The sequence below is a fragment of the Pseudomonas sp. HMSC065H01 genome (assembly GCF_001815235.1).
Lineage (GTDB): Bacteria > Pseudomonadota > Gammaproteobacteria > Pseudomonadales > Pseudomonadaceae > Pseudomonas > Pseudomonas aeruginosa.
Genome location: NZ_KV819892.1, coordinates 105686 through 124081 on the forward strand (window position 1 = coordinate 105686; position 18396 = coordinate 124081).

The following is an 18396-nucleotide window of genomic DNA, read 5'->3' on the forward strand; positions in this document are numbered from 1 at the left end:
CTGGAACCACATCACCCGCTACCGCGGCGGCAGCGTCCGGCGCCTGGTGACCCAGGCCACTCCGCAGGTCAACGGCTCCTACCAGCTGGTCTACTTCCAGGATGCCTTCACCTTCCGTACCAACCTGAAGGACTACAACCCGAACAAGCCGAGCAACGTGCTGTTCTACTTCAAGCAGCGGGTCACCGCGCCCTCGCGCCTGGCCGGTAACGTGCTGCTGGTCCACGAGACCCTCAACCAGGTCAAGGAGCCGCGCCTGGCGTGGCTCTACAACGCCGGCCAGCGCCGCGTGCGGCGGGCTCCGCAGGTGTCCTACGACGGTCCTGGCACCGCCGCCGACGGCCTGCGCACCTCGGACAACTTCGACATGTACAACGGTGCGCCGGACCGCTACGACTGGAAGCTGGAAGGCAAGAAGGAAATCTACATTCCTTACAACAGCTACAAGCTCGACGATCCGAAGATCAAGTACAGCGAAATCGTCAAGGCCGGCCACATCAACCAGGACCTGACCCGCTACGAGCTGCACCGCGTCTGGCATGTGGTCGCGACCCTGAAGCCGGGCGAGCGGCACATCTACGCCAAGCGTGACTTCTACATCGACGAGGACACCTGGCAGGCCGCCGAGATCGACCATTACGACGGTCGCGGCACCCTGTGGCGCGTGGCCGAGGCGCATGCCGAGCAGTACTACGACAAGCAGGTGCCCTGGTACGCGGTGGAAACCCTCTACGACCTGCTCTCCGGCCGCTACCTGGCGCTGGGCATGAAGAACGAGGAGAAACAGGCCTACGACTTCAACTACAGCGCTTCGGAAAGCGACTACACCCCGGCGGCGCTGCGCCAGGAAGGGGTACGCTGAGAAACGGCGTTCCTAGCCACGAAGAAACCGGCCTTGTGCCGGTTTCTTCGTTTTCGCGGGCGGCGTGCCGCTCCGGCCGTCAATTCATTACAAAGTGTTTTCCCGCCTCGCCCGCGGATTCCGTCGTCGCCATCCTCCCGGCGGGCACCTGTGTGGCCGGGAAACGTTTGCCGCGCCTGGACCGCGCCGGGAAACCGGTCTTTCCTTGGTTATCGAGCTGAAGCGCCGGTGCGCTATTTCGTCCGAGCCGATGGATAGTGCTTCAAATAGCCATCACTTGTGGTTAGTCTCCGGAGCGTTCACGCCCCATACATAAACCAAGAAACCGGGTGATGACTGACTTCTCGCGCACCTTCTCGGGCACTCCATCCGCCGTCCTGCCGACGGCCAACCGCTTTTTCCGCCCCCCGCTGCCGTCGGCCCATGTGGCGCGCCCGCGTCTTTGCCGTCGACTGCGCGACGGACTGGACGGTCGCCTGCTGCTGATCGCCGCGCCCGCCGGATTCGGCAAGAGTTCCCTGGCCATCGAGTTCTGCGAAAGCCTCGATCCGCGCTGGCAGAGCCTCTGGCTGGGACTGAGCAGCCGCGAGAGCGATCCCGGACGTTTCCTCGAACGCCTGCTCGATGGCTTGCGACAGTACCACCCGACCCTGGGCGAAGAGGCCCTCGGCCTGCTGAAGATGCGCCAGCGTCACCAGCCGTTCGCCTTCGAGACCTGGCTCGACGACCTGCTCGACGAACTCGCCCCCTGCCTGGACCCGCAGCGTCCCCTGCTACTGGTGCTGGACGATTACCACCTGGCCCAGGGCGCGGTGCTCGACCGTTGCCTGCAATTCCTCCTCAATCACCTGCCCGAGGGCCTGGTGCTGTTGGTCACCAGCCGGCAGCGGCCGGACTGGCACCTGGCGCGCCTGCGCCTGTCGCGGCAATTGCTCGAACTCAGCGAACAGGACCTGCGCCTGACCGCCGAGGAGAGCGGGGCGCTGATGGCCGCCAGCGGCCTCGAACTCGACGAGGACGCGCTGGACGCGCTGCTCGAGCGCAGCGAAGGCTGGGTCGCCGGGCTGCGCCTCTGGCTGCTGGCGCGCGGCGATCCAGAGGAGCAGGTCAGCCCCGGGGTACACGGCGCCGACGAACTGATCCGCGACTACCTGCTGGAGGAGGTGATCGAGCGGCAGCCGCCCGAGGTCCAGGCGTTCCTCGCCCAGACCGCGCGCTTCGAGCGCTTCTGCGCCGAGCTCTGCGATACCGTGCGCGAGGCCGGCGACAGCGCGGCGATCCTCGACCACCTGCAGCAGCACCAGGTCTTCCTCGTGCCGCTGGACGAAAACGGCCAGTGGTTCCGCTACCACCACCTGTTCTCCGACCTGCTGCTGGCGCGTCCCTTGCCCGACTTCGGTCCGTCCGCCGGCTCCCTGCACCTGCGCGCCTGCGGCTGGTTCAGCCGCCATGGCCTGCTCGACCAGGCGGTGGAGCAGGCGCTGCGCGCCGGCCAGCCGGACGTGGCGGCGAGCCTGGTGCAGAACCTGTCGGAAGAGCAACTGCTGGCGGAGCAGAACATCGCCACCCTGCTGCGCTGGAAGATGGACCTGCCGGACAGCCTCCTGGCGAGCACGCCGCGCCTGATCCTGCTGTACGGCTGGGCGCTGGCGCTGGCCTGCCAGCTGGATGCCGCGGAAGAACTGGCCGGCCAACTGGCGCGTTTCCTGCCGGCGCCGGACGAGTCCGCGCAGCGCGACCTGCTGGCCCAGTGGCAGGCCCTGAGCGGGGTGATCGCGCGCGGCCGCGGCGATATCGACAAGGCCGAGGCGCACTGCCGCGAGGCCTTGCAGGACCTCGCCGGGGAGCGCTATGGCACCCGCCTGCAATGCCTGTCGACGCTGAGCAACCTGGCGGTGACCCGTGGCGACTTCTGGCAGGCGCGCAACTACAACCGCGACGCCCTGGAGTTCGCCCAGCGCTACGGCAACCCGCTGTTCGAGGCACTGGTCCATTACGACCGCGCCCGCGTCCTCCAGGCGCGCGGCGAGGTGGCGCGCGCCGAGGAGGAGGTGCGCCAGGGCCTGGAACGCCTCCAGCACCTGCCGGCGCAACGCCGCTACGCGGTGCGCGGGCGGCTCCTGCTGTACCGCGGCTACCTGCGCAGCCTGGCGCTGCAGCCGGACGAAGCGCGCAAGTGGATCAAGCAGGGAATCGAGGAAACCCGCAGCTGCCGGGATGTCAGCCTGGTGATCGGCTATTGCGTCCTGGCCAGCCTGGAAGGGCGCCTGGGCAACTACGCGGCGGCGTTCGCCCGGCTTGGCGACGTCGAGCGGTTGATGCATGCCTGGGATATCCCGCCGATCTACTACCTGGCGGCGATCACCCTGATCAAGTGCGAACTCTGGCTGGCCCAGGGCCAGACCGAACTGGCCGGCGTCTGGCTACAGCGCCTGGGCGGCACCTACGGCGGGCAGGCGGCCACGCCGCCGGAATGCAGTCCGCTGCTGCCGCTGCATGTGGAGTTGCTCCAGGCCGGCCTGGAGCGCCGCGAAGGACGCCCGGAGGAAGCCGCCCGGCGCCTGGACCGGCTGGCCCGCTCGACGCGGGAGAACGGCGCGTTATTGCCGGCTCGCCTGGCCCTCGGCCAACTGGCTGCGCTGCACCTGGAGCAGGGCCGCGAGCGCGAGGCGCTGGCGACCCTGCAACAGGCCATGGAGGGCGCAGTCGGCGGAGCCTTGCTGCCGCTCCACGAATTGCTCGTGCAGCAGCCGGAATGGTTGCGCGAACAGTTGCAGCGCTTCCCTGCCTGTCCCGGCGCCCAGCGCATGCGCGCGCTGTTGCCGGAGCCGCCCGCCGAGCCCGCGGGCGGTGCGGGCGAGGTGCTCAGCGGGCGCGAACTGGCGGTGCTGGAGCTGATCGCCCAGGGGTTGTCCAACCAGGAGATCAGCGAGCGGCTGTTCATCTCGCTGCATACGGTGAAGAGCCACGCCCGCCATATCAACGACAAGCTCGGCGTCGAGCGTCGCACCCAGGCGGTGGCGCGGGCCAAGCACATGGGGTTGTTGCGCTAGGCGCGCCACCCCATGTGCCTGGCGTGCTGGCTCAGGGCTTCCAGCGTCGCAGGAGCAGGGCGTTGCCGACCACGCTGACGCTGGAGAAGGCCATCGCTGCGCCCGCCACCATCGGGTTGAGCAGGCCGAAGGCCGCCAGCGGGATGCCGATCACGTTGTAGATGAAGGCCCAGAACAGGTTCTGGCGGATCTTCGCGTAGGTCCGCCGCGAGATGTCCAGCGCCGCCGGCACCAGGCGCGGGTCGCCGCGCATCAGGGTGATGCCGGCGGCGTGCATGGCCACGTCGGTGCCGCCACCCATGGCGATGCCGACGTCGGCGGCGGCCAGCGCCGGGGCGTCGTTGATGCCGTCGCCGACCATCGCCACCACCCGGCCCCGGCCTTTCAGCTCGGCGACCGTGGCGGCCTTGTCCGCCGGCAGCACTTCCGCGTGTACGTCGTCGATGCCCAGGGCCTTGGCCACCACCGCCGCGCTGCCGCGGTTGTCGCCGGTGATCAGGTGGCTGTGGATATCCCGTCCGCGCAGGGCCTCCACCGCTTCGGCGGCGCCGTCCTTGAGGCTGTCGCCGAAGGCGAACAGGCCGAGCACGCGTTTCTCCGGAGCCAGTTCCAGCAGCCAGGACAGGGTGCGGCCCTCGGCCTCCCAGTCCGCGGCGGCACTCGCCAGCGCGCCGGGCTTGAGTTCCTGCTCGTCGAGCAGGCGGCGGTTGCCCAGGGCCAGCCGGCGACCCTCGACCTCGCCCTGGATGCCGCGACCGCTGAGGGCCTGGCTGGCGTTCACCGGCGGAACCTCCAGGTCGCGCTCGGCGCAGCGCTCGAGCACGGCCTTGGCCAGCGGGTGCTCGCTGCCGCGTTGCAGGGCGCCGGCGAGCCTGAGCAGTTGCTCCGGGTCGTCGCCGCCGAGGTGGATGATCTGCGGCCGCCCGGAGGTCAGGGTGCCGGTCTTGTCGAAGGCCACGCTGGTGACCGCATGGGCGACTTCCAGGGACTCGGCGTCCTTGATCAGGATGCCGTGGCGCGCGGCCACGCCGGTGCCGGCCATGATCGCGGTCGGGGTGGCCAGGCCGAGGGCGCAGGGGCAGGCGATCACCAGCACCGCCACGGCGTTAACCAGGGCCTGCTCCAGGCCGACCCCGGCGACCAGCCAGGCGCCGAGGGTGACCAGCGCGATGAGGATCACCACCGGGACGAAGACCTGGCTGACCTTGTCCACCAGCTTCTGGATCGGCGCCTTGGCGGCCTGGGCGTCTTCCACCAGGCGGATGATCTTCGCCAGCACCGTTTCCCCGCCGAGCGCAGTGGTGCGCAGGAGCAGGCGGCCTTCGCCGTTGATCGCGCCGCCGGTGACCTTGTCGCCGGGAGCCTTGGGCACCGGCAGGCTCTCGCCGGTGATCAGCGCCTCGTCGGCGTGGCTACTGCCGTCGAGCACCTCGCCGTCCACCGGGAAGCGTTCGCCGGGACGCACCACCACCTCGTCGCCGAGGCGCAACTCGGCGATCGCCACCTCTTCCTCGCGACCGTCGCGCAGGCGCACCGCGCGCTCCGGGCGCAACGCCTCGAGGGCGCGGATGGCGCTGGCGGTCTGGCGCTTGGCGCGGCTTTCCAGGTACTTGCCGAGGAGGATCAGGGCGATCACCACGGTGGAGGCTTCGAAGTAGAGGTGCGGCATGTGGCCGGGCGGGGCGGTCAGCCAGAGGTAGACGCTGAGGCCGTAGCCGGCGCTGGTGCCGAGGGCGACCAGCAGGTCCATATTGCCGGCACCGGCCTTCACCGCGCGCCAGGCGGAGACATAGAAGCGCGCGCCGATGACGAACTGCACCGGGGTCGCCAGGAGGAACTGCGCCCACGGCGGCAGCATCCAGTGCAGGCCGGCCCATTCCACCAGCATCGGCAGCACCAGCGGCAACGCCAGCAACAGCGCGGCGATCACCCACCAGCGTTCGCGGCGCAGGCGGCGCTCGGCATCGTCCTGGCGTGGTTGCCCCGCGTCGAGCAGGCGGGCCTTGTAGCCGGCCTGTTCCACCGCCTGTAGCAAGGCCTGGCTGTCCACGGCGCCGAGCAGCTCGAGGTGGGCGCGCTCGCTGGCCAGGTTGACGCTGACCTCGCGTACGCCGGGCACCTTCTTCAGCGCCCGCTCGACCCGGCCGACGCAACTGGCGCAGGTCATGCCCTCGATGGACAGTTCCAGGCTGCGCGCCGGAACCTGGTAGCCGGCCTGCTCGACCGCCGCCACCAGGGCCGGCAGGCTGTCCGCCGGGGCCTGTACGCGGGCCTGCTCGCTGGCCAGGTTGACCGAGGCGGCCGCGACCCCGGGCACTTTCTTCAGGGCTCGTTCGACACGGCCGGCGCAGGACGCGCAAGTCATGCCGCTGACCGGCAGATCGAGCTCGGTTAGCGTGGCGCTGTTCATGAGTCCTCCTTGGAATGGACAGAAGTGGCACCGCAGGCGCCCTGGGAGGCGCCGGTGAGATCTGTCGCCAGGTTCAGCCTTGACATCGTGTCAAGGTCAAGCCCCGGATTCATACAGGAAGGCGGCGCAGGGCGCAGTGGCGGCTTTATGTCGCAGGGGCAGGGGGGAGGGGGAATGGCGCTGGAAAACCGTTGCGGCACGGAAAAGCGGAGGGTTTTCACAGGGGTGGGACCGATAACACTAGACCTCGCGAAGGGCTGCGCCAAGGTATTTCGTCGCTTGCGGAAAAAAAACCTGCTGATGACGAAAAGTACTTTTTACCGTCATATTTTTTGCGGTATTTGTGGAACCGTAGACCGCCGAACCCTGCAGCACAGGTGGCGGCCCCGGCCCTCACCTCTGCTGTCAGGCTCTCCCCACCGGAAGAGAGAAGGCGGCTCGCCCCCCGGCGGAGCGCCGACCCGGCATTCCGTCGCCAGGCCCTTAGCAGAAGGTGATCGCGTATGGATGACCACGGACGTTCCCGCCCCACCCAGCCCACCCTGTACGTCCTCGATACCAATGTCCTGATCCACGATCCGAATGCCCTGTTGAACTTCCAGGAACACCGCGTCGCGATCCCGATGACGGTGCTCGAAGAGCTGGACAAGCTGAAGACCGGAAAGCACACCATCGCCGCCGAGTGCCGCCAGGCCATCCGCCTGATCGACCAGGTACTCGGCGAGGCCACGCCCGAGCAGGTAGAGGGAGGGGTACCGATCCAGCGTGGCAAGAACGGCCCCAGCGGCAGCCTGTCGATCCTCATGAGCAAGCGTGCCGAGCCCATCACCTGGCTGCCGGAGCACCTCAACGACAACAAGATCATCAACCAGTTGGTCGAGCTGAAGAGCCGCCACAGCGGCGTACGCGTGGTGCTGGTGACCAAGGACATCAACATGCGCCTGAAGGCGCGCGCCTGCGGGGTGGACGCGGAGGACTACCACACCGACCAGTTGATCGACGACGTGGCCCTGCTGTCGCGCGGCTACCATTCCCTCGCTGGCTCTTTCTGGGACCGCGTGAGCAAGGTCGAGACCCGCCAGGATCACGGCCGTACCTGGCATCGCGTGCAGCTCACCGACAACCTGCCGGCGGTGCACATCAACGAGTTCATCGTCGACGAACAGGGCTTCGTCGGCTGGATCAAGGGCATCCAGGAGGACGAGCTGACCATCCTCGACCTGCACCAGGAGCCGCTCCTGCACCAGGAAGCCTGGGGCCTGCGGCCACGCGACGTGTACCAGTCGCTGGCGCTGTACGCGCTGCTCGACCCGGACATCCACCTGGTCAACCTGTCCGGTGCCGCCGGTTCCGGCAAGACCATCCTGGCGCTCGCCGCGGCCATCGAGCAGACCATGGTCAGCAAGCGCTACCGGCGCATCATCGCCACCCGCAGCGTGCAGGGCCTGGACGAGGACATCGGCTTCCTGCCCGGCACCGAGGCGGAAAAGATGGAGCCCTGGCTCGGCGCCATCACCGACAACCTCGAAGCGCTGCACATGGACGACGAATGCACCCACGGCAGCGTCGACTACATCCTCAGCAAGGTGCCGTTGCAGTTCAAGTCGCTGAACTACATCCGCGGTCGCAGCTTCCAGCAGAGCCTGATCCTCATCGACGAATGCCAGAACCTCACGCCGCACCAGATGAAGACCATCATCACCCGCGCCGGCAGCGGTTCGAAGGTGATCTGCCTGGGCAACCTGGCGCAGATCGACACGCCCTACCTGTCCGCCACCAGCTCCGGCCTGACCTACCTCACCGAACGCTTCAAGGACTTCCCCCACGGCGTGCACGTGACCCTGCAAGGGGTGCCGCGCTCGGTGCTGGCGGAGTACGCCGAGGCGCACATGTGAGGTAGCCGGCGGCAATCGCCGGCCGATATCCCGCCCGGTTGAAAAAGCCGGGCGGGATATACATCCTGCCAGGCCAGGCCAGGCCAGGCCAGGCCAGGCCAGGCCCGGTCCGGTCCGGGGACCGGGCCCGCATCGTTACCCGATCGGGATGAGGCGCTTTGCGCCGGCCTGCCCTACCTCTTTATGTATACAATCATCCCCCTTCCGAACCTCCCCCAGGCATCGCGTCATGCCCTCCAGGGCTTACAATGACTGGCCAGTATCCTCTTCCAGGAGCACCCACGTGCTGACCCATCTCGATTCCCAGGGCCGCGCCAACATGGTCGACGTCACGGAAAAGGCCGTGACCTCCCGTGAAGCCACGGCCGAGGCCGTGGTGCGCATGCGCCCGGAAACCCTGCAACTGATCCAGGACGGCGGCCATCCCAAGGGCGACGTCTTCGCCGTGGCGCGGATCGCCGGCATCCAGGCGGCCAAGCGCACCCACGAACTGATCCCGCTGTGCCATCCGCTGCTGCTCACCAGCGTCAAGCTCGAACTGCAGGCCGAGGCGCCGGACGCCGTGCGCATCCGCGCGCGTTGCCGGCTGGCCGGGCAGACCGGCGTGGAGATGGAGGCGCTCACCGCCGCCAGCGTCGCGGCCCTGACCATCTACGACATGTGCAAGGCGGTGGACCGCGGGATGGTCATCGAGCAGGTCCAGTTGCTGGAGAAGCTCGGCGGCAAGAGCGGCCACTACCGCAAAGAGGAGGAAGGGCAGGCATGATCCGCGTGCAGTATTTCGCCCGTTACCGCGAAGCCCTAGGCATCGACGGCGAGCAGTTGAACTGGGACGCCGGGCTGGCGACCCTCGGCGCCTTGCGCCAGCTCCTGGTGGAGCGCGGCGGGGCCTGGGAGCGTACCCTCGGCGAGCAGAACCTGATGTGCGCGCGCAATCAGGAACTGTGCGGCCTCGACGAGCCGTTGCAGGACGGCGACGAAGTCGCCTTCTTCCCCACCGTCACCGGAGGTTGAACCCATGGCCATCCGCGTCCAGCAGGCAGCTTTCGATCCGGGGCAGGAGCTTAACGCCCTGCATGCGCAGAACGTCGGCATCGGCGCGGTGGTCGGCTTCGTCGGCTACGTGCGCGACTTCAACGACGGTCGCGAGGTCGGCGGGATGTTCCTCGAACATTATCCGGGCATGACCGAGAAGGCCCTCGGCAAGATCGCCGCCGAGGCCGGGCAGCGCTGGCCGCTGCTGCGCCTGGAGATCCTCCACCGCATCGGCCGCCTGGAGCCGGGCGAGCCGATCGTCTTCGTCGGTTGCGCCAGCGCCCACCGGCAGGCGGCGTTCGACGCCTGCAACTTCGTCATGGACTACCTGAAGACCCGCGCGCCGTTCTGGAAGAAGGAAGACACCGCCGAAGGCCCGCGCTGGGTCGAAGGCCGCTGCAGCGACCAGGCCGCCGCGCAGCGCTGGGAGGAGTGACGTCTACCTCCTCGCGCCGCCGGCTTACCTCTTCGGAGGAATAGCCAGCCGGGGGCCCGCGGTTCAGGCTGAGGCATCGCCCGTTCCTAGGACCCCCTTCCATGAGCCACCTGGCCACCTCCACCTTCCAGCCGCTGAACATCGCCATCCTCACCGTCAGCGACACCCGTACCCTGGAAACCGATACTTCCGGCCAGACCCTCGCCGACGCGCTGCTGGCCGCCGGTCATCGCCTGCACCAGCGGAGCCTGAAGACCGATGACATCTACCAGATCCGCGCGGTGGTCTCGGCCTGGATCGCCGACCCCGAGGTACAGGTCGGCCTGATCACCGGCGGCACCGGCTTCACCGCGCGGGACAACACCCCGCAGGCGGTCGGGCCGCTGTTCGAGCGCGATGTCGAGGGCTTCGGCGAACTGTTCCGCCAGGTCTCGCAGCGCGAGATCGGCACTTCCACCATCCAGTCGCGGGCGCTGGCCGGGCTCAGCAACGGTACCCTGGTGTGCTGCCTGCCCGGCTCGCCGGGCGCCTGTCGCACCGCCTGGAACGAGATTCTCCTGGCGCAACTGGACAGCCGCACCCGCCCGTGCAATTTCGTCCCGCACCTGAAGACCCCGCCAGCCGTGGCGCCGGTGGCCGGCTGCGGGTGCCGCTCGTGAGCGCTTGCGCCTGCGATGGCGGCCAACTGCGCCCGCTCGACGAGGCGCTGGCCGAACTGCTGGCGCGCGCGCCGCGCCCGCCAGCCTGCGAGAGCCTGGCCCTGGAGCGGGCGCTGGGACGAGTGCTCGGCGAGGACCTGCTGGCGCCGATGGACCTGCCGCATTGGGACAACAGCGCGATGGACGGCTACGCCTTGTGCTCCGCCGACCTGCCGCGCAGCGGCGGCAGCCTGACGGTCGGCGCGCGGATCGCCGCCGGCGACACCCGCGGCATGAGCCTGCCGCTGGGCCAGGCGGCGCGGATCTTCACCGGCGCGCCGCTGCCGACCGGCGCCGACTGCGTGGTGCCGCAGGAACTCTGCGTGGTCGACGGCGAGCGCGTGCAGTTGCCGCCGGTGAGCGCCGGCCAGCATGTGCGCCGGCGCGGCGAGGAGTTGCGTCGCGGCGCGCCGGTGCTGCGTGCCGGACAGCGCTTGCGCCCGCAGGAACTCGGCCTGCTGGCGAGTCTCGGCGTCGCCACGGTCTCGGTGCGTCGGCGCTTGCGCATCGGCCTGCTGAGCAGCGGCGACGAATTGCGCGAGCCCGGCCAGACACTGTTGGCCGGGCAGATCTACAACGTCAACCGTTACTGCATCGGCGCCTTGCTGCGCGGTCTCGGCTTCGAGGTGCACGACGAGGAAGTGCTGGCCGACGAACTGGTGGCCAGCCGCGATGCGCTCAGCCTGGCGGCCTCCGAATGGGACGCGCTGGTCACCAGCGGCGGTGTCTCGGTAGGCGAGGAAGACCACCTCAAGCGCGCCATCGCCGAGCTTGGCGAGGTCAACCTGTGGCGCCTGGCGATCCAGCCGGGCAAGCCGTTCGCCTTCGGCTCCGTGGCCGGCAAGCCCTGGCTGGGGCTGCCCGGCAACCCTGCGGCGGCGCTGGTCACCGCATTACTGGTGGCGCGTCCGTTCCTGCTTCGCCAGCAGGGACTGTTCGACGTAGTGCCGCGGCCGCTGGCGTTGCCGGCGGCCTTCGACTGGCCGCAACCGCGGGCGCGTCGCCAGTACCTGCGGGCGCGGCTCGATGAGCGGGGGCGGGTGGAAATCCACCCGCAGCAGGGCTCGGCGATGCTGCTTGCCGCCAGTTGGGCGGACGGGCTGGCGGTGATCGAGCGCGGCGCCACCCTGGGCGTGGGTGATGCGATCGACTTTCTGCCGTTCTCCGCACTGATGGCCTGAGGCCTTCTTGATCCCGGTCAAGCGCCGACCGGGAGCGTCTTTCTAGAGTGTGGCGCCTGTGCCCCGGGGTTGCCCACTGCCGCGGAGCGCGTTTTTCGCCAGAGGAGCAACCCCATGCAACTGGTCTGTCCGGCGGGCAGCCTGCCCGCCTTGAAGTCGGCCCTGCGACAGGGCGCCGATGCCATCTACGTCGGTTTCCGCGACGACACCAACGCCCGCCATTTCGCCGGCCTCAACCTTGACGAACGCCAGTTGCAGGAAGGCCTGCGGCGAGTCCACGAGGCCGGGCGGCAGCTCTACGTAGCGGTCAACACCTATTCCAGCGCGCAGGGCTGGGAGCGCTGGCAGCGCGCGGTGGACCAGGCCGCCGACCTCGGCGTCGATGCGTTGATCGCCGCCGACGTGGCGGTGCTCGGCTATGCCGCGAAGCGTCATCCGCGGCTCAACCTGCATCTGTCGGTGCAGGGCTCGGCAACCAATGCCGCGGCCCTGGCCCTCTATCACGAACGCTACGGCATCCGTCGCGCGGTCCTGCCCCGCGTGCTATCGCTGGCGCAGGTACGCCAGGTGGCGGCCGGTAGCCCGGTGCCGGTGGAGGTGTTCGCCTTCGGCAGCCTGTGCATCATGGCCGAGGGCCGCTGCCACCTGTCCTCCTACGTCACCGGCGAGTCGCCGAACCTCTGCGGCGTCTGTTCGCCGGCCAGGGCGGTGCGCTGGAGCGAGGAACCGGAGGGGTTGACCTCGCGCCTCAACGAAGTGCTCATCGACCGCTACGCCGCCGGCGAGGCGGCCGGCTACCCGACCCTCTGCAAGGGCCGTTTCCTGGTCAATGGCCAGCGCTTCCATGCGCTGGAGGAACCGACCAGCCTGAACACCCTGGACCTGGTCCCGCAACTGGCGGAAATCGGCGTGGCGGCGGTGAAGATCGAAGGCCGCCAGCGCAGCCCGGCCTACGTCGAGCAGGTCACCCGGGTCTGGCGCCAGGCGCTGGACAGCTACGCCAGCGCGCCGGGCGCCTATAGCGTGCAGCCGCAATGGCAGCGCGCGCTGGCCGGACTTTCCGAAGGGCACCAGACCACCCTGGGCGCCTATCACCGTTCCTGGCAGTGAGGACCGCCGCGATGAAACTGAGCCTGGGACCGCTGCTGTTCTACTGGGACAAGCGGCAGATATTCGATTTCTACGCCGAGATGGCCGGCCAGCCGCTCGACGTCATCTACCTCGGCGAGACCGTCTGCGCCAAGCGCCGGGCGCTGTCCCTGAACGATTGGCAGGCGCTGGCCCGCGAGCTGGCGCAGGCGACCCGTGCCGAGCTGGTGCTCTCCGGGCTGGCGCTGATCGAGGCCGCTTCGGAGCTGTCCAGCCTGCGCCGGCTATGCGAGAACGGCGAACTCCGAGTTGAGGCCAACGACATGGCCGCCGTCTATTACCTCAGCCAGCGCGGCGTGCCCTTTGTCGGAGGTCCGGCGCTGAACCTCTACAACGGTCATGCCCTGGCCGAACTGTATTCCTGGGGCATGCGCCGCTGGATTCCGCCGGTGGAAGTCTCCGGCAAGCTGCTGCGCGGGGTGCTCGACCAGGCTGCGCAGCTGGGCCTGGAGCAATTGCAGACCGAGGTCTTCGCCTACGGTCACCTGCCGCTGGCCTACTCGGCGCGCTGCTTCACCGCGCGGGCGGAGAACCGGCCCAAGGACGACTGCCAGTTCTGCTGCCAGCAGTATCCCGAAGGTATCCCGCTGCTCAGCCAGGAGGGCGAGGCGCTGTTCACCCTCAACGGCATCCAGACCATGTCCGGCAAGGTCAGCAACCTGCTGGCCGACTACCGCTCGCTGGAACATAGCGGCGCTGACCTGCTACGCCTGAGTCCTCGGGCGCAGGGCATGGCCGAGGTGATCGCGGCCTTCGACCGGGTACGCAAGGGTGCCGCTCCGCCGCTCGCCGTGGAAGGCTGCAACGGCTACTGGCACGGCCGGCCGGGGATGCTGCGGGCAGAGGAGGCAGGGCTATGCTGAACCGCCAACGCCTGCTCCTCGGCGTCGCCGGACGCCTGTTGCCGCTGGCGGCGAAGGTTCCGCGCGGGCTCCAGCACCTGGTCCTGCAACGGGTCGCCAACCGGCTGTTCGCCCAGCCGCTGGAGGAGGGCGCCTTCGACCTGCTGGAAGGTCGCTGGCTGCGCCTGGAAGTCAGGGACCTCGGCGTCGGCTGGTGCGTCACCCGGGTGCCCGGCGGCCTGCGCCTGGTCGAACGGCCACGGGCCAGCGTGACCATCCGTGGCGACTGGCGCGACTTCCTGCTGCTGGCCAGCCGGCATGAGGACCCGGATACCCTGTTCTTCCGCCGCCGCCTGGTGATCGAGGGCGACACCGAGCTGGGCCTGGCGGTCAAGAACCTCCTCGACAGCCTCGACCCGGAGCACCTGCCGCCCTGGTTGTGGAACGCCGTGGAACGGGCCGGGCGGGCAGTGCAGGAGGAGCGCGGCGAGGCGCCCCAGGGGCCGGTCCAGGGCGCGCGGGGCGGCTGAGGTCGGTGGAAAGGGGCGTATAGCGACGCCAATGTCGCTGGGCGCGCCCCTCCGATTGGGTGTATTCCCTGAAGCCTGAAACTCACTGAAGCTCTTTTCAGCGAGGCAACGCCCGGTTCGTTGCCGCATGGGCGGCGCGGAGCGAATGGGCGTTTCCCCTGACCAAACGGATAGCCTGTCTGTCCCCGTAACGCCCCTGTCAACTTGCCCCGGTAAACCGGACCTTCGTGAAGCCTGCGGAGAACTCCGGTATGAGTGGGATGGACCTCAAGCGCCGCCGCGTCGTGCAAGGCCTGGGCGCTGGACTGCTGTTGCCGGCGCTGGGCGCGCCGGCGGTGATCGCCTCGCCCAGGGCGCGGCCGAAGCTGACCGATGGCGTGCAATCCGGCGATGTGCAGGGCGACCGCGCGCTGGTCTGGAGCCGCACCGACCGCCCGGCGCGGATGATCGTCGAATGGGACACCCGTAGCGTCTTCAGCGAGCCGCGTCGGCTGGTCTCGCCGGTCACCGACGAGCGCCTCGACTACACCGCGCGCATCGACCTGCGTGGCCTGCCGGCCGACCAGTCGATCTTCTACCGGGTGCGCTTCGAGGATGCCCGCGACGGCAGCCTGAGCAAGCCCTGGTTCGGCCACCTGCGCAGTGCGCCGAGCGAGGCGCGCAATATCCGTTTCGTCTGGAGCGGCGACACCTGCGGGCAAGGTTTCGGGATCAATCCGGATATCGGCGGCATGCGTATCTACGAAGCCATGCGCCGGCGCCAGCCGGATTTCTTCCTGCACAGCGGCGACACCATCTATGCCGATGGGCCGATCCCCGAACGCATCGAGACCGAGAGCGGGCGCATCTGGCGCAACCGGGTGACCGAGGCCAAGAGCAAGGTCGCCGAGACCCTCGACGAGTTCCGCGGCAACTACCGCTACAACCTGCTCGACGACAACCTGCGCCGCTTCAACGCCGAGGTGCCGCAGATCTGGCAATGGGACGACCACGAGACCACCAACAACTGGTCCTCCAGCAAGCAGCTCGACGAGCGCTACCAGGTGAAGGACATCGACGTGCTGGCGGCCCGTGCACGCCAGGCGTTCCTCGAATACGCGCCGCTGCGCTTCCAGCGCCAGGGGCGCGACGGGCGGATCTACCGCAAGGTCGCCTACGGCCCTTTGCTCGACGTGTTCGTCCTCGACATGCGCAGCTACCGCGGCGGCAACAGCGCCAACCTGCAGGCGCGGCGCAGCGCCGCCACCGATTTCCTCGGCCGTGAGCAGTTGCAATGGCTCAAGCGCGAGTTGCGCGGTTCGCGTGCGCAGTGGAAGGTGATCGCCGCCGACATGCCGATCGGCCTCTGCGTGCCCGATGGCAAGGACGCCCAGGGCCGCGACCGCTGGGAGGCCATCGCCAACGGCAATGACGGCGCCGCCCTCGGCCGCGAGCTGGAGATCGCCGACCTGCTGCGCTTCGTCCAGCGCGCCGGGGTGCGCAACACCGTCTGGCTGACCGCCGACGTGCATTACTGCGCTGCCCACCACTACAGCCCGGAGCGCGCCGCGTTCAAGGACTTCGCGCCGTTCTGGGAGTTCGTCGCCGGGCCTCTCAATGCCGGTAGTTTCGGACCCAACGCGCTGGATGGCACGTTCGGCCCGCAGGTGATGTTCCAGAAGGCCCCGCTGGTCCAGAACAGTTCCCCCTTCGCCGGCTACCAGTTCTTCGGCGAGGTGGAGATCGATGCGCAAAGCCGCGCGCTCACCGTCACCCTGCGCGACCTCGACGGCGAGCCGGTGTTTTCCCAGGAACTGCAGCCCGACGGCGCCTGAGCCGCGGCGACCCCATTCCGATAAAGGAGTATCCCGATGCACCCCTTGCGTAACGCCGCCCTGCTGGGCGGCCTGGCCCTGCTGGGCCTGCCGGTGGCCAACGCCGCCGAGCTGATCATCTCCGAGTATGTCGAAGGCAGCGGCAACAACAAGGCGCTGGAGTTCTACAACAGCGGCAGCCAGGTCCTCGACCTCTCCGCCTACCGCGTCGAGTTCTATTTCAACGGCGCCAGCGCGGCGGGCCGCAGCATCGACCTGAGCGGCAGCCTGGCGCCGGGCAAGACCTTCGTCCTCGCCAACGGCGTGGCCGACCCGGCGTTGCTGGCGCTGGCCAGCCAGCGGGTGGAAGGCAGCTGGTTCAATGGCAACGATGCGGTGCTGCTGCGCCGGCGCGGCGGCGAGATCCTCGACAGCCTCGGCCAGGTCGGCTTCAACCCCGGCACGACCTGGGGCAGCGGCGATGTGCAGACCCTCGACCGGAGCCTGGTGCGCAAGGCCGACATCCGCGACGGCGACAGCGATCCCAGCGACGCCTTCGACCCGGCGGCGCAATGGCTGGGCTACCCGCGCGACACCTTCGCCAACCTCGGCCAGCATGGCGCTGGTGAGCCCGGCGGCGGCGAGGAGGCCGGCCTGCGACCGATCCACGAGGTGCAGGGCGCCGGCGCCGAAAGTCCGCTGGTGAACCAGCGGGTCGCCATCGAGGGCGTGGTGGTCGGCGACTTCCAGAACGCCAGCGAGCTGAAGGGCTTCTACGTGCAGCAGGAAGATGCCACGGTGGACGGCGACCCGGCGACCTCCGAAGGCATCTTCGTCTACGACGGCGGCAACGGCAGCGACGTCAAGCTCGGCGACCGCGTCCGGGTGACCGGCCAGGTCCGCGAGTTCAACGGCCTCACCGAACTGGTCGGGCCGCTGCAGGTCAGCGTCCTGGCGAGCGGCGTGGCCTTGCCGACGCCGGCCGGCATCAGCCTGCCGCTGGCCAGCGCCGATGCGCTGGAGCGCTACGAAGGCATGCGCGTGCAGCTCCGCCAGACGCTGACCGTCAACGAGGTCTACAACCTCGGCCGCTACGGCGAGGTCCTGCTGTCCTCCGGCGGCCGCCAGATGACTCCGACCAACGTGGTGGCTCCCGGCGAACAGGCCAAGGCCATGCAGGCGCGCAACGACCTCGACCGGATTCTCCTCGACGACGGCCGCAGCGGGCAGAACCCCGACCCGATCCGCTACCCGGCACCGGAACTGAGCGCCTACAACAGCCTGCGCGTCGGCGACCGTACCAGCGCCATCGACGGCGTGCTCGACTACTCGGCCGGCAGCTACCGTATCCAGCCGTTGCAGACGCCGACCTTCGAGGCGGCCAATCCGCGTCCGGCCCAGCCGGCGGTGGAAGGGCGCCTGCGGGTGGCCAGCTTCAACGTGCTCAACTACTTCAACGGCGATGGCAAGGGCGGCGGTTTCCCCACCTCGCGCGGAGCCAACACGGCCGAGGAGTTCCAACGGCAGAAAGCGAAGATCGTCGCGGCGATCCTCGCCTCGAAGGCGGACATCGTCGGCCTGATGGAGATCGAGAACGACGGCTACGGCGAGTTCAGCGCCATCGCCGACCTGGTCAACGGCCTCAACGCCAGCCTGCCCCAGGGCCAGCGCTATGCCTTCGTCAACCCGAACCGGGCGAAGCTGGGCAGCGACGAAATTGCCGTGGGGCTGATCTATCGCGGCGACAAGGTCCGCACCTATCGATCCGCGGCGGTGCTCGACAGTTCGGTGAACCCGGAGTTCGACGACACCCGCAACCGTCCGACCCTGGCCCAGACCTTCCAGGAGATCAATGGCGGCGAACGCCTGACCATCGCGGTGAACCACCTGAAGTCGAAGGGCTCGGCCTGCGACGGCGACCCGGACACCGGCGACGGCCAGGGCAACTGCAACCTGACCCGGGCGCGCGCCGCCCAGGCCCTGGTGGACTGGCTGGCGGGCGATCCGACGGGCGCCAAGGAGCCTGATCGCCTGATCATCGGCGACCTCAATTCCTATGCCAAGGAAGACCCGGTGAACGTCATCCGCAGCGCCGGCTACACCGACCTGGTGGCGCGTCAGGCGGGCGCAGGAAAGGGCTATTCCTACGTGTTCTCCGGGCAGTCCGGCTACCTTGACCACGCCCTCGCTAACGCCAGCCTGGCGCGCCAGGTACGCGGCGCGGTGGAGTGGCACATCAACGCCGACGAGCCCCGGGTGCTGGACTACAACGTCGAGTTCAAGACCCCTCGGCAGCAGGACAGCCTGTACAACGCCGAGCCGTACCGGGCCTCCGACCACGACCCGGTGGTGATCGGTATCGACCTGCGCCGGGTGGCGATGAAGAAGCACCGCAGGTAGGCAGCGGATAGCGCCCGTGGCGTTGGTCGCCATGCAGAAAGGCCACCCGAGGGTGGCCTTTCTGCATGGCACGTGGGCCTGTAGGGCGAATAACCGCTTGCGGTTATCCGCC

14 protein-coding genes are annotated in these 18396 nt (G+C 68.9%); 13 read left to right on the forward strand and 1 reads right to left on the reverse strand.

Annotated features, from left to right (window positions below; translation table 11 throughout):
* Both HMPREF3014_RS15865 and HMPREF3014_RS15870 read left to right on the forward strand, forming a co-directional pair.
* The coding region (locus tag HMPREF3014_RS15865) for a DUF1329 domain-containing protein (protein WP_141765726.1) at window positions 1-862 on the forward strand (862 nt) is incomplete at its 5' end.
* A gap of 332 nt (window positions 863-1194) precedes the next feature.
* Window positions 1195-3915 carry a winged helix-turn-helix domain-containing protein gene (locus HMPREF3014_RS15870; protein ID WP_003124089.1) on the forward strand — a complete coding sequence of 907 codons (2721 nt, stop codon included), beginning with the start codon at window positions 1195-1197 and terminating at the stop codon, window positions 3913-3915.
* Between the two features lie 31 nt (window positions 3916-3946).
* Here HMPREF3014_RS15870 and copA1 read toward each other — a convergent pair whose 3' ends face one another.
* A complete protein-coding gene (gene copA1 / locus HMPREF3014_RS15875; protein ID WP_003103003.1) occupies window positions 3947-6325 on the reverse strand; it encodes a copper-translocating P-type ATPase CopA1 in 2379 nt (792 codons plus the stop codon).
* A gap of 503 nt (window positions 6326-6828) precedes the next feature.
* Between copA1 and HMPREF3014_RS15880 the strand changes: the two genes are divergently transcribed.
* From HMPREF3014_RS15880 to HMPREF3014_RS15930, 11 genes are all read left to right on the forward strand, one after another.
* Entirely contained in the window at window positions 6829-8220 is a 1392-nt protein-coding gene (locus HMPREF3014_RS15880) for a PhoH family protein (protein WP_019371486.1), read from the forward strand.
* Between the two features lie 283 nt (window positions 8221-8503).
* Window positions 8504-8986: a cyclic pyranopterin monophosphate synthase MoaC gene (moaC, locus tag HMPREF3014_RS15885; RefSeq protein WP_003093030.1), complete on the forward strand. Its 483-nt coding sequence runs from the start codon at window positions 8504-8506 to the stop codon at window positions 8984-8986.
* A complete protein-coding gene (gene moaD / locus HMPREF3014_RS15890) occupies window positions 8983-9234 on the forward strand; it encodes a molybdopterin converting factor subunit 1 (RefSeq protein WP_003093027.1) in 252 nt (83 codons plus the stop codon). Before moaC ends, moaD begins: the two co-directional genes overlap by 4 nt.
* A gap of 4 nt (window positions 9235-9238) precedes the next feature.
* Window positions 9239-9691, forward strand: a complete 453-nt coding sequence (gene moaE, locus HMPREF3014_RS15895; RefSeq protein ID WP_003093025.1) for a molybdopterin synthase catalytic subunit MoaE — start codon at window positions 9239-9241, stop codon at window positions 9689-9691.
* Between the two features lie 101 nt (window positions 9692-9792).
* A complete protein-coding gene (gene moaB, locus HMPREF3014_RS15900) occupies window positions 9793-10350 on the forward strand; it encodes a molybdenum cofactor biosynthesis protein B (protein ID WP_003093023.1) in 558 nt (185 codons plus the stop codon).
* Window positions 10347-11570 (forward strand): molybdopterin molybdotransferase MoeA, encoded by a 1224-nt coding sequence (glp, locus tag HMPREF3014_RS15905; protein WP_014602522.1) that lies wholly within the window; start codon window positions 10347-10349, stop codon window positions 11568-11570. Before moaB ends, glp begins: the two co-directional genes overlap by 4 nt.
* Before the next feature lie 114 nt (window positions 11571-11684).
* Entirely contained in the window at window positions 11685-12680 is a 996-nt protein-coding gene (locus HMPREF3014_RS15910) for a ubiquinone anaerobic biosynthesis protein UbiU (protein WP_003093020.1), read from the forward strand.
* Window positions 12681-12691: 11 nt separating this feature from the next.
* Window positions 12692-13582, forward strand: coding sequence for a U32 family peptidase (locus HMPREF3014_RS15915; protein WP_003110916.1), 891 nt, complete (start codon window positions 12692-12694; stop codon window positions 13580-13582).
* Entirely contained in the window at window positions 13576-14091 is a 516-nt protein-coding gene (locus HMPREF3014_RS15920) for a ubiquinone anaerobic biosynthesis accessory factor UbiT (RefSeq protein WP_003104247.1), read from the forward strand. The genes HMPREF3014_RS15915 and HMPREF3014_RS15920 overlap by 7 nt, the downstream gene beginning before the upstream one ends.
* Window positions 14092-14342: 251 nt before the next feature.
* Window positions 14343-15905 carry an alkaline phosphatase D family protein gene (locus HMPREF3014_RS15925; RefSeq protein WP_003110915.1) on the forward strand — a complete coding sequence of 521 codons (1563 nt, stop codon included), beginning with the start codon at window positions 14343-14345 and terminating at the stop codon, window positions 15903-15905.
* A 36-nt stretch (window positions 15906-15941) separates the two neighbouring features.
* On the forward strand, window positions 15942-18284 hold the full coding sequence (locus HMPREF3014_RS15930; protein WP_003453898.1) for an endonuclease/exonuclease/phosphatase family protein: 2343 nt from the start codon (window positions 15942-15944) through the stop codon (window positions 18282-18284).
* Window positions 18285-18396 lie beyond the last annotated feature (112 nt).